The organism is Corynebacterium parakroppenstedtii (assembly GCF_019754935.1).
GTDB classification, from domain to species: domain Bacteria; phylum Actinomycetota; class Actinomycetes; order Mycobacteriales; family Mycobacteriaceae; genus Corynebacterium; species Corynebacterium parakroppenstedtii.
In genome coordinates, this window is sequence record NZ_JAGSOA010000001.1 from 1,260,633 (window position 1) to 1,273,323 (window position 12,691).

At 57.7% G+C, this 12,691-nt stretch carries 9 protein-coding genes; 4 read left to right on the forward strand and 5 right to left on the reverse strand.

What is annotated here, in order from left to right; translation table 11 throughout:
* Nucleotides 1-15 precede the first annotated feature (15 nt).
* Nucleotides 16-1,095, reverse strand: a complete 1,080-nt coding sequence (locus tag KCQ76_RS05315; protein WP_102215123.1) for an NADP-dependent oxidoreductase — start codon at nt 1,093-1,095, stop codon at nt 16-18.
* Nucleotides 1,096-1,370: 275 nt separating this feature from the next.
* Nucleotides 1,371-2,849 carry an ATP-binding protein gene (locus tag KCQ76_RS05320; protein ID WP_046203268.1) on the reverse strand — a complete coding sequence of 493 codons (1,479 nt, stop codon included), beginning with the start codon at nt 2,847-2,849 and terminating at the stop codon, nt 1,371-1,373.
* Nucleotides 2,850-3,137: 288 nt separating this feature from the next.
* Between KCQ76_RS05320 and KCQ76_RS05325 the strand changes: the two genes are divergently transcribed.
* Both KCQ76_RS05325 and KCQ76_RS05330 read left to right on the forward strand, forming a co-directional pair.
* Nucleotides 3,138-4,553, forward strand: coding sequence for a family 1 glycosylhydrolase (locus KCQ76_RS05325; RefSeq protein WP_046203269.1), 1,416 nt, complete (start codon nt 3,138-3,140; stop codon nt 4,551-4,553).
* A 76-nt stretch (nt 4,554-4,629) separates the two neighbouring features.
* The gene (locus tag KCQ76_RS05330) at nt 4,630-5,586 is read left to right on the forward strand and encodes an esterase/lipase family protein (protein WP_052722102.1); all 957 of its coding nucleotides are present in this window, start codon (nt 4,630-4,632) and stop codon (nt 5,584-5,586) included.
* Here KCQ76_RS05330 and KCQ76_RS05335 read toward each other — a convergent pair.
* From KCQ76_RS05335 to KCQ76_RS05345, 3 genes are all read right to left on the reverse strand, one after another.
* Nucleotides 5,581-5,910: a hypothetical protein gene (locus tag KCQ76_RS05335; protein WP_146003230.1), complete on the reverse strand. Its 330-nt coding sequence runs from the start codon at nt 5,908-5,910 to the stop codon at nt 5,581-5,583. The genes KCQ76_RS05330 and KCQ76_RS05335 overlap by 6 nt on opposite strands.
* 54 nt (nt 5,911-5,964) lie before the next feature.
* Entirely contained in the window at nt 5,965-8,976 is a 3,012-nt protein-coding gene (topA, locus tag KCQ76_RS05340) for a type I DNA topoisomerase (RefSeq protein ID WP_221914810.1), read from the reverse strand.
* Nucleotides 8,977-9,256: 280 nt separating this feature from the next.
* Nucleotides 9,257-9,460, reverse strand: a complete 204-nt coding sequence (locus KCQ76_RS05345; protein ID WP_046203272.1) for a cold-shock protein — start codon at nt 9,458-9,460, stop codon at nt 9,257-9,259.
* Between the two features lie 305 nt (nt 9,461-9,765).
* On the opposite strand from KCQ76_RS05345, the gene KCQ76_RS05350 reads away from it, so the two are divergent.
* Nucleotides 9,766-11,604, forward strand: a complete 1,839-nt coding sequence (locus KCQ76_RS05350) for an alpha/beta fold hydrolase (protein WP_052723087.1) — start codon at nt 9,766-9,768, stop codon at nt 11,602-11,604.
* A 187-nt stretch (nt 11,605-11,791) separates the two neighbouring features.
* Nucleotides 11,792-12,688 (forward strand): cutinase family protein, encoded by an 897-nt coding sequence (locus KCQ76_RS05355; RefSeq protein WP_046203273.1) that lies wholly within the window; start codon nt 11,792-11,794, stop codon nt 12,686-12,688.
* The last annotated feature ends 3 nt before the right edge of the window (nt 12,689-12,691 follow it).

Below are 12,691 nucleotides of genomic sequence, written 5' to 3' on the forward strand. Positions count from 1 at the left end.
GGGGCCCAGGGGGAATTATTCGCCCCGGATATCCACTACAACCTTGCCACGGACACCGTTGCCCGACAGGTTTTCCAGCTCATGCGGAATATCGACATAACTAATTGTGCGGCCCACCGACGGCTTCAGCACGCCGTCCTCGCAGAGCTTCGCAAGATGCGCCAACTGGTCACCGGACGGGTGCATCAGCAAAAACTCATACCTCACACCAGCTTTCTCCGCCGCGCGTCGCGTCGACAAGCTAGCAGCTCCGAAGAGCAGGCGGAGCACAGGATTCAATTCCTGCTCCCTTGCCAGCTGCGGAGTCGGATCCGTTGAAATCCCCACAACGATGCCACCCGGCTTCAGCACCGAGATCGACCGCTTGAGCTGAGGACCCCCGATCGGATCAAACACCACATCGAGGCCGCTCACATGCTCCTCGAAACGCTGCGTACGGTAATCAATCACCTCATCCGCACCCAAGGACCGAACGAAGTCCGCGTTCTTGCCCGACGCCGTCGCAACAACATAGGCACCCAAATGATGGGCCATCTGGACAGCCACGCTGCCCACCCCGCCCGAGCCAGCGTGAATTAAAACGCGATCGCCCGGCTTAACATCCGCTTTCTCCGTCAGCGCCTGCCAGGCCGTCAACCCGACCAAGGGCAAACTCGCGGCATCGGTAAACGACATCCCCTGCGGTGCCAACGCCACCGTATCCTCATGGGTAGCGAAGAACGGAGCAAACGCCCCCAACCGGTCCGACTGGGAACGGAAAAACACGCGATCCCCCGGTTTAAAGAGGGTCACCTCGGAGCCGACCTGACAAACCACACCGGCACCATCGCTACCCGGGATCAACGGAAAATCAAAGGACAACAAGGCCCGCATCTTCCCATCCAAGATCTTCTGATCAACCGGGTTGAGCGATGCTGCCCGAACGCTAATCACCACGTCATGCGGATCCGGCTGCGGAACAGGCATATCTTTCAGTGTCAGCTGCTTGTTATAACCAGTGGCAACCCAGACGTCGTGCATGACGTCGGATTCGGGGGTATTGGCGGCGGGGATATTAGAGTCGGAAATCTTTGAATTATTAACAGAATCGTTCATTCCTCCACCATAGACACAGAAGCGACGAACGCGATGTGGGAGAGCCGGCGCCACGTGACTATCCCCACAAGACAAACGGAGGAAACACGATGCCCTGCTTTGCTCAGCGGTGAGGAAGGTAACAGGAAAGAGGACCACCACGAACTGTCCATAAAGTCAACACCAGGCCAAAGGTGTGAACACTGCACACTAACACTACACATAACACTCATCATGTGGAGTGTTCATGTGGTATGTATGTGTAGTGTTACGTCAAAAGCGGTAGTGATGGAGCGTCAAGCCAGCAAGCGATAGCGTTGTTTGGGGCTGCGTGCTGGTTCGGTACGCTCCACAAGCTCCTCCTGTAAGAGCTCAGTGAGTACCCGACGCACTGTTCCCAGAGAATACCCTGAAGCAGCTGCTAAATCGCGGGAACTAGCAGAGGAATGTTCTTGTAAGTATGAGATGATAGCGGAGCGAGCAGTCCTTCCCGTTTTAGCCTGGCTTTCTGCCTTAGTAGCGTTACGCTGGAGGAATTCTAGGGAGAAGCGCTCCAAGGAGCTGCGGGGGATTGGTGGAGGAAAAAGTTCTCGGTGTAAGGTATCGACAATTTCTTGATAGCCAGAGCCCCGGTTTTCTACTACGAAGCCTCCGCCAGGATATGGGGTTGAAGCAAGAATTCTGGCTAATGCTTCATTGCGAGAACTGCTAATACCACTCGTTCCCAAGGTTCGCAGAGTCACGGCACCGTAAAGCCCACCAGGGTTGATAACTTCCATTCGATCGGTGTACACATTCACTTGCACTTGAGTGCCGCGAGCTTCAGGTGAGTAGTCCCGATGGAGAAGCGCATTAGCAACCGCTTCTCGCACTGCTACTGGGGGGAAATCGAAAAGATCATAGCGACGATTGCCGTGGATTATTCCGCCTCGCGCAGATACGCTTTGAACTTTTTGGATAGTTTCTTCCAACATCACGGGGATGGGGCCTTCGGCAGAATGACTATCTAAATATCTAACGCCACGATGGTCACTAGATTTGCGGTCGCCAGTGTAGTGAGTAAACACCACCGAAAGCTGGGGGAAGAATTGCTGGGGGTACTCTCCACAACTCAAAAGTCCTGCTAGTGTGGGGCGCAATACATCTTGGCTATCTTTTTTCGCAATGTTGAGCCGTTGGAGTGCGGTATCATCATCGGCCTTGCCGAAAAGTCGTGGGTGTAGGGTGCGTTCACGCTCAAGTAGTTGTTGCAGAATGTCTTGATCTAAGTCGGCAATAGTTGCTTCCGCGACTATCTCTTGATCCCATGTTGGTTGGTGAGACTGCTCAATAAGTCGATCAATTTCATAGCGTTCAAGCTTGTGATCGCCATCAGCGACACGCACGTAAGAACCTTGGTATTTTCCCTTATTTTTGAGGTAAACGGGCTTGTTTCGCTCGTCTGCTTCAGGGATCGAAGCTACTACCACAGAACTTTCTTCGAAAGGGATGATATCCAGGAAAGTTGGGCGAATAGCCGGGACGATAGTCTGGCTGCACATGTTTTCGAACGCGTCTCGAATCCGTTGTGCCGGGAATTTTTGATGCGCGCTAAAGCCGGAATTTTCATCCAAGCCCAAAATTACTGTGCCACCGCGAGTATTCGCGAAAGCAACGATCGAAGCAGCCAGATCTCTGGGGAGTCTACACTGTGCGGACTTCACCTCAATAGTGGCGGTGTCGGTGCCGGTTTTGCGTAGCTTCGCCACAACCTCTTTGAGCTCTTGCTCTTGCATAGAGAGCCCCCATTCACGAATCGAGACTGAACACTGCACACTAACACTACACATAACACTCATCATGTGGAGTGTTCATGTGGTATGTATGTGTAGTGTTACGCCAAAATCAGTAGTGGTGGAGCGTGTTAGCGCGGGATGCCTGCGAATTCTTGGAGGGCCTGTTTGCGTTTGATCCCACTGGCGTATCTACGGGGCTGTTAGCGACATCGCCACGTGACTATTCCCACAACACGAACACACAACATGCACCCCCAAAAGTGAGCCAAAAACAGATAATCTGAAACCATGTTCTCTGGTTTTTACGGCTCCCCCGTTTCACGCAGGCGATTCCTCACCACAACAGCTGCCGCCGTCCTCGCAGTCGGAACGCTCGCCGGCACCACACTCGTCACCGGAACAGGCACTGCAGCCGCCGGAGACGCACCACACCCGAAGACATTCCTCCGCACCGGGCAACCCGGTGAACAAGGTCTCTTCCACTGGGGCGTCGCCACCTCTGGTTTCCAGGTTGAAGGCGATAACCGCGACAGCAACTGGAGCCGCTACGCCACCGATCCGAAAGATCCCGACGTAGATCCCGTCGGCAATGCAGCAGACTTCCGCCACCGCTACAAAGAAGACATCGCCAATGCCGCGTCGCTCGGCGTCAACACGTTCCGGTTCGGTGTCGAGTGGGCGCGCATCGAACCCCAACCCGGGCACTTCGACCAGAAAGAAATCGCGTACTACGACGACGTCGTCAAGGAAATCCGGTCCCACGGCATGGTGCCCATGATCACCATGATGCACTACGTCTACCCCGGCTGGGTCGAGGACAACGGCGGCATCACCAGCAACTACGCCGCCGAACACTTCCAGAAATATGCCGATCTCATCACCGACCGGTGGGGAGGCAACAACACCATCTGGGTTACCCTCAACGAACCCTTCGTATTCTTCGGGCATGACGTCGAAATCGGGCTCGCCAAACCCACCGACCTTCCCAAATACATGGACACCATCGTCCGGCTCAACAAAATTGGCCACGACGCGGCGCACAAAGCCGACCCCAACGCCCAGACCGGCACCAACTACGCATTCCTGCCCACCATCGCCCCTGTGCAGCGCGAAATCCTGCAGAAACGCGTTGAGCCCGACGTCGACTTCGTCGGCATCGACTTCTACTACAGTGTCTCCGCCTCCAACCTCAGCGCGATTAACGCCGCGTTCGGAGACTTCGCCAAGGTCACCCCGGAGCCCGAAGGCATCTATTACGCGCTCCGCCAATACCACGAACTGTTCCCGACGAAACCGCTGTACATCGTCGAAAACGGTATGCCAACCGACAACGGCGCGCCGCGGGCCGACGGGTACGAGCGCGGAGACTACCTGCACGACACCGTGTACTGGCTCCAGCGCGCCAAGGCCGACGGCATACCGCTCATCGGGTATAACCACTGGTCACTCGTCGACAACTACGAATGGGGCGACTATAGCTCACGCTTCGGCCTATGGACCGTCAACATCAAAGACGACCCCACTCTGAAGCGCACACCAACCCCCGCCGTCGACACCTACCGCGACATCACCGCCAACGACGGGGTTCGGCCCGACGCGAAACTCAACCACGCCCCCGCCGTGTGCTCCTTCGACGCGCTCCCCTCGTCATGCACCAAGCCCGCCGACCCGAACGGGCCGCGGGAACCGCTACTAGCTAAATAACCGCCGACCAGGTGTTGGTCCTGGCTGCACCGGCCGAGCCTCCCATCCTCCCATTCTCCTGAAAGCGACAAACCCCATGTCACTCACGCATGCCCTTGCGACCAGTGTCGCAGGCGCCCTCGCCGCAGCGTTAATTTCTGTATCTCCGGCACCTGCACTCGCCGGTGACGCGCAGACCACAACGCCAGAACCATCCCACTACCTGGGCAGCGCGCCCACCGTCGAAAAGTTCGACTGGGGGAACGACCCCACCTGTGTGCCCGCACCCGAGCACCCCAACCCGGTCGTCCTCGTCCCCGGAACGTGGGCCGGAGCGCACGATATGGCACCACTAGGAACCTACCTGCACGACCGCGGTTACTGCGTCTACTCCCTCACCTACGGCATAGATAACAGCTCGATCAGCGGGAAAGCCATGAAGATCAAGGGCGCGGTTACCTCGCACCCCGCCGGTGGGCTGGGAGACATGTATGCCTCCACTGATCAGCTTCACGACTTCGTGCACAACGTCGCCACCAATACCGACGCCGGAGCGGCCGCCGGGAAAGTCGATGTTGTCGCCCACTCACAAGGCGGGGCCATCACCCGCATGATGCTCAACGAATACGGGGCCGAGGAGGTCTCGCACGTCGTTACCCTATCCGGCACCAACCACGGAACGACGGAACTTGGTGTTTCCGCTCTCCAGCCGAACCGCGACCCACTACTGAGCACCGCAGGCAACAACATTCTGGGTACCGCCCCCATGCAGCAAGTGACCGACTCTGACGTCGTTGCGCACCTGAACAGCATTCCGGATACCGAGCCCGGGGTCGATTACACAGTTATTGCCACCGAAACCGACATTGCGTCAACGCCACCGCGGGCCGGCTACCTCACCGCCGGGCCCGGGGCGACCGTGCAGAACGTCATGATCCAAGACGTGTGCCGCGTCGGCCTCTACTACAGCCACGACGACATGCGGGACAATGCTCCGAGCCACGAGCTTGTCGACCATGCGCTCTCCGGGCGTGCCGTGCAGTGCACGTCATAGAGATTTCACCATGTCGTTAGCGTTGGTTAGCGTCAGCCGCGGGTAACGCTCCCGCAGAGCTTTCACCGCTGCGACATGGTCTTTCTTCTCCCGCACCTTGGTGATATACGCAATATCGTCGGCGGTGAGATCAGGTTTGAAGTCTGGGTCGGCGCCCCACCGGGAGCCCCAGAACCCCAGTACGAGGTAGGCTACGAAAAACGCGAAGCTAACATACACCAACCATGCTGTGCCGGACGTCCAGCTATCGGTGCCCGCCAACGTCACGCACGCGAGGACGAGATAAAATATCACGAAGATGAGCTTCTTCATGCGGTGCGTCATGGAGTTCCCTTCCCTGGCCGACGACACGGGGTGTTCACCTTAGCGGTTGCGGATCTACGACTTCACCGTTTTCTTGGTCGTTGATTTCTTCGCGGTCGACTTCTTCGACGTTTTCTTGGACGCCTTAGAGGTGGACTTCCGGCCCGACTTCTTCGTCGACTTCCTCGTGCCTTTCTTCGAAGACTTCTTCTTCGCGCCACCATTAGCGGCTTCCTTGGCACGTCGCTCCGACAACAACTCGCATGCCCGGGCGTCCGTCATGGCCTCGGGCGTATCCCCACGGCGCAAGCTTGCGTTGGTCTCGCCATCCGTCACATACGGGCCAAAACGGCCCTCCTTGACGGTCATCGGCTTGCCCGACACGTCATTATCGCCCAGCTGCTTCAGCGGAGGTTTCGCCGCGGCACGCCCACGGCGCTTCGGCTCGGCATAAATACGGCGCGCCTCGTCGAGAGTAACAGTGAAAATCTGCTCCTCATCAGCCAAGGAACGCGAATCTGTCCCCTTCTTCAAGTACGGACCGTACCGCCCATTCTGAGCAGTAATAACCTCACCGTCCGACGGATCCACACCGACTTCGCGGGGCAAACTCATCAGTTTCAAAGCCTCATCCAGCGTCACCGTGGAGGGCTCCATGCCACTAAACAACGACGCCGTCTTCGGCTTCAGCATCTCCGTGACCAGTTCGTTGACGCGCTTCTCGCGCTTCTTCGCCGCCGTTTTCGTCTCACGGTTCAGCGGCTTCTTGCCCTCCGCCTTGCGGGCCTCGTCGTCGGCATCCCACTCGGCGTCCACGGTCTCCAAGGCTTTCGCCTCGGCCTTCTCCCGCTCATCATCGCGAACAAGTTCCGTGACGTACGGACCATACCGGCCCTCTTTCGCCACAACCATCCGGCCATTATCGGGGTTCTCCCCGAGCTCACGCCCCGTCGGTGGCGTCGCTAAAAGCTTTTCTGCCAACGCAAGGTCCAGCTCATCCGGGGTCACTGTGTCAGGCAGATTAGCCCGCTGGGGCTCATCACTACCCGCGCGCGTGCGCTCCAAGTACGGCCCATAACGGCCTACGCGCACAACAATGGGATTGCCATCCTCGTCATCAAACATATGAAGCGAGTTCACCGCGCGGGCATCAATGGTCTCCAGGTTGCCGCCGACAAGGTGCTTCAAACCACCCAGGCGGGCAATCGTCTCTGCCTTCGCGCTCGACGCACCGTCGTCGCCATAATAGAAGCCCTCTAACCAGTGCGAACGATCCTCAGAACCATTCGCGATAGAGTCCAACACATCCTCCATTGACGACGTGAAATCGTAATCAATCAGCGAGCCAAAATTCTGCTCCAGGAGCCCGACGACGGCGAACGCCACCCACGACGGCACCAGCGCGTTACCACGCGAATACACGTAGCCGCGATCCTGGATCGTCTTAATAATCGACGCATACGTCGACGGGCGGCCGATCCCCAGGTCCTCCATCTTCTTCACCAAGCTCGCCTCAGTGTAACGAGCCGGCGGAGTGGTCGAGTGGCCATCGGCCTCAACGTCGGTGGCGGTCAGACCCTGGCCCTCAGACAAGACAGGCAACCGCTTCTCCGCGTCGTCGGCAACATTGCGGCCGTCGGCAGTGCGAGATACCTCCACGTAGGCCTTCAAGAAACCGGGGAAAGTGATGGTGCGGCCCGTCGCCGTGAAGACGCAATCGCGGCCGTCCGTGGACTCGCCCGCGACGAACACCTTCATCGACGTGCCTTTCGCGTCGGCCATTTGCGACGCGACCGTCCGCTGCCAAATCAGCTCGTAGAGCTTGAATTCCTCCGCGTCCAGCTGACCGCCCAACTGGCCCGGAGTGGCGAAAGACTCACCAGCAGGGCGAATAGCCTCGTGAGCCTCCTGCGAGTTCTTCACTTTGCGGGAATACTGACGCGGGGCACTCGCGACGTACTTCGCACCGTACAGCTCTCTGGCCTGCGCGCGAGCAGCATTAATGCCGGACTCCGACAATGTCGTCGAGTCCGTACGCATATACGTAATGTGGCCGTTCTCATACAAGCGCTGCGCGATGCGCATCGTCCGCTCAGAGGTGTAATGCAGCTTGCGGCCGGCCTCCTGCTGGAGCGTCGACGTCATAAACGGAGGATACGGGCGGCGCGTGTACGGTTTCTCCTCGACGGATCGCACCGACATCGCCGCGCCCGACAGCTGGCCGGCCAGATCCTTGGCGGCTTTTTCGTCGAGAGCGACGGCCTTCGACGTCAGCTGGCCGTCGTCGTTAAAGTCCCGGCCCTGGGCGACGCGCTGACCATCGATTTCAGCCAACCGAGCGGGGAAGGAGCGCGGTTCGCCGGACGCGGTGTCGGTGCCCGCGGTGGAGGAACCCGGCGTACCAGCGTCGGCACCCGAACGAAGAGCAAACGTCCCCGTCAAATCCCAATAATCGGCGGAGGTAAAAGCGATACGATCCCGCTCACGCTCCACAATGACGCGCGTAGCCACCGACTGCACGCGGCCGGCGGACAGGCGCGGCATGACCTTCTTCCACAACACCGGCGAGATCTCGTACCCATACAACCGGTCCAACACACGGCGGGTTTCCTGAGCATTGACCAGGTTCTGATCCAGCTCACGGGTATGTTTGGCCGCTTCCAGGATCGCCGGCTTCGTGATCTCGTGGAACACCATGCGGCGGACCGGCACCTTGGGCTTCAGCACCTGCAGAAGGTGCCAGGCAATGGCTTCGCCCTCGCGGTCGGGGTCTGTGGCCAGGTACAGCTCATCAACCTGCTTCAGCTTGGCCTTGAGGTCGGCAACCTTCTTCTTTTTGTCCTGGTTAACCACATAAAGGGGAGCGAAGTCGTTCTCGACGTCGACACCCAACCGAGCCCACGGTTTCTTCTTATACTTCGCGGGCACATCGGCTGCACCCCTCGGCAGGTCGCGGATATGGCCCACGGAGGCCTCCACGATGTAATCCGAACCGAGGTACGGCTGTATCTTCCGAGCCTTCGTCGCCGACTCCACAATGACCAGCCGTTTCACACCGTCTCCTTCGGCGCTACCAGATGCTGCCACGTTGGGTTCTCGCCTTCCCTTCACACAAGCCCATCACAATGCTCCGAACCAAAGCTAGGCCACATAACTCACCATGAGCTGACCACGATCGCAACTGGGCGTTTCCGTGCCACCTTAGACCATGCACTATAGACAAACGCAAAATTACATATGCAAACCACGTAAAGGGGGTAAAAAAGCCCTTCCACCGATGACAACCAGTGGAAGGGCTGATTTTTATAGTCGACATCGCACGCCATCAGTCATGGCAGTGATCCGATGAGGACTTACTAGTGAGTTCTTAGAGAGCGCGAACCTGCTGAGCCTGAGGGCCCTTAGCACCTTCACCAATCTCGAACTCGACCTTCTGATTCTCCTCCAAGGTGCGGAAGCCGCTTCCCTGGATCTCCGTGTAGTGGACGAAGACGTCCTGCGAGCCGTCTTCCGGAGCGATGAAGCCGAAGCCCTTCTCCGCGTTGAACCACTTCACAGTTCCCTGTGCCATACCTTGTACCCAATTTCTATCGTGCAGCAAAACGACAACCAAACTCAACGATTATCGTCGAAGACCAAGCGTACTCGATCTATTTCAATGCAGCCACGTGTGGATCCCGGTGGTCCTCATTGCCGACGAAATAGGCAGGTCACGGGGTGGGTGTTGTGTTCATTGGGGACGGATCTACCCGCAGACCCTCCCCATTGACCATTATTTTTACTATGCTCAAAGGAGCTTAATGTAGCCATACTGAGTAAATGGCTCTGGCGCTCTCCCCGTCCGCTCCTCCCCCCCCCTTATCCGAAAGCTCCCCTATGACAACGCACCGCAGCCCGTACGCACGCTTTAACCAGCGACGGTCCACGCACCGGAAACCTGGTTTTCCTGGTTTTCCCGGCACCGTCCCATCCAAAACAATCGCCGCCACCGTGATGGCTGCGACGCTCACTCTTTCCGCGCCCGGCCTCGCGCACGCTGGCCCGTACCCGCATCCCACACCGCAGGATTCCGCAACCGAGCCGGCTATGCCGTCGGATGCGCCGTCGTCGGATGGAACGTCGGATACGGCGAAGCCCGAGGACAATCACGAAGCTCAAAAGCTGAAGTGGGGGCCGTGCCCGCCCGGCAGCATGACAGTCGAGCGAGCACAATGCGCCACCATCACCGTCCCCAAGGACTACGCCCACCCCGACGTCGGAAAGATCGAGCTCACGATGAGCAAAATCCCGGCGAAGGGAACCAAAAAGGGCACTATCGCGGGAAACATTGGTGGACCGGGGCTCGACGCGCTCGCGATGTTCACTGACAAGGCGCCGCAAAACAAGAGTGCCGGGCATATTCAGATGCCTACCGACGTGCTTGAGCACTATGACCTGGTTGCCGTCGAACCACGAGGGCTGACCTTTGGCACCCCACTCGAATGTGACGAAGGCTTACTGGAATCGCTCGTTCCCGGTGGGGGCAACCTGTACCGGGCGTGCCAGCGTACGCAGCCCGGGTATGTCGATACCATCACCACGGAAAACACGGCGCGCGACCTGGAGGAAGCGCGGAAAGCCCTGGGCGAGGACAAGCTCAATCTTTACGGGGTGTCATACGGGGGCCTTCTCATGGCGACCTTCGCCACATTGTTCCCCGAGCACACCAACAAAATGGTGCTCGATTCCAGCATGTCGCCTAATGACGCATGGTTCGGGCTCGGTGGGAGCCGCATCAAAATCCGAAAAGAAGCGATGAATGCTTTCTTCGATTGGATTGCTCAGAATGACGATAAATATCACTTAGGAAAGACGCCTCGCGAGGTGTACAAATCTTTCACTCGGGTGATTAAAGCGACATACAACGTGACTCCTCCGCTGACGCCGCCGCCAGCCCACCGCGACGACGTGAGCGCCGTGCCCGACGACTACGCCGACAGTGCCGTCAAGCTGTTGAGTGCCGTCGACTATGTCTACTGGAGATCGCACACATTCACCGAGTCGTTTGACCTTTTGAAGCGATTCGGCGCTCAGCAAGCACTTTCTCCGCTGGGTGAAGCTCTGTATTCGCAGCAATCGTGGCCAGATACCGCGGCTGCAATTGCAGAAAGCGCTTCCTCAGACCCCATCAAGCCGCTCGATGAAATCTTGGTGGAGAAGGAAAAGGAGCGAACACCTGAACTGGCCAAGTTAGAGGAAATGGCCAAGAAGAAGGCAGAGGAAGCGGATGACTCTGATTCAGAAGAAAGCGATGCCGAGGATGAGATGCTAAAGAACATCTTTATGCAGCAAATCCAAATGGGGTTGGTGAACCAAACCATCATGTGCAATGAAAATGCCAACCCTCCGGCTCGGAGTGAATATATTCCTTCGCTGATTAACCAGTACACCGGTGGGGATCAATTCGTCGCCGTGGACCAAATGATCGCCAGCGGGCAGGAATGCGACGGGTGGCCCCATAACAAACCGATCATGAAGGTCAATGGGGATAAATTGGCCGTCAAACCGCTCAACCTGGGCTACGACAAGGACACGGCGGTGACACCTCACGGCGCTCCCGAGATGCGTGACGCCATGGGCGGCACTTTGCACACCTTCAAGGGTTACAGCCACGGTGTCCTGGGCGGGAACGCGGCCGACGCTGCGGACATCGTATCCGAGTATTTCAAGGACTAGTGGTCGAAAGGCTTGAGGCCGCACGGTTTCCCTAGCGGGGCTGCTACGCCACGGCCCCATGAAACAAAGTGGTCGCTTCGTAGCACTAAGATGTAGCTCGAACATCGGTGCAGCGTGCGTCGATGTCATGCGCGCATCGGTGTAGTCCACATCATCGTGCCGCAGTTCAACGACGATTGTCGTGCTAATGAAAGGTAGTCCCTTGCTCCCCTCGCTCAGGCGGATTGCAGTCTCGGTCACATCAGTAGCCATTACGGGTCTTGCAGTCATTTCTGCATCCTCAGCCACCGCAGCTGCTCAGCCCACCCTCCCGACCTCGCTGTCGAATTCATGTCCCGCGAACGCAACTATCTACATGGCGCCCATGGGTTCAAACTCCAGCCTGTATCCGGCAGAGCTTCCTCATTACACGGATATTCCGCAGTATTTCGGGCTATCACATGCGAATAACAAGGTGTATACGCTGCCCTACGATTCCGTCTTAACCACCAATCTGGAGACCTACCGGGAAACGCGAGATAGCGGAATATCGCAGGCGAAGAAGCTTATTAAAAAAATTGACTCCCAATGCCCGCACACGCGCTTCCATTTCTACGGATATTCTGAGGGGGCCGATGTTGCTGCTCACCTCGTCAATTCCATTGCGCAGGGGAATGGCCCCATTAGCAAAGAACAGCTTGGGTCCTCAGTCATGCAAGGTAACCCCGTTCGGCAAACTCATGGGGTTACTAACATTGGAACCGCTCCGCTAAACGACAAACCTCTTTTCAAGCCACTAGATTATGGCGACCAATCAAGCAAAGTCATGGAAATCTGTGATGCCAAGGACTTTGCGTGCGATACGTCAGCATCGGCGCCTGAATTACTCCACCACGTTCTGGGTGACCAAGCGGCGGACGTCGCCCTGCTTAGAGGACAGATAGATATCCCCGCGATCATTTCTAAGCTCGATCCCCCGACGATCGCCAACGTTATTGCCCAGGAACCCAGCCGCAGCGAGGGTGGATCGGTCCATAGTTACAACTACTACTTCCCCCACAACCTGATTCCGGCCATTAGCTTCATCAAGCAGCACGAGGCGTAGCGC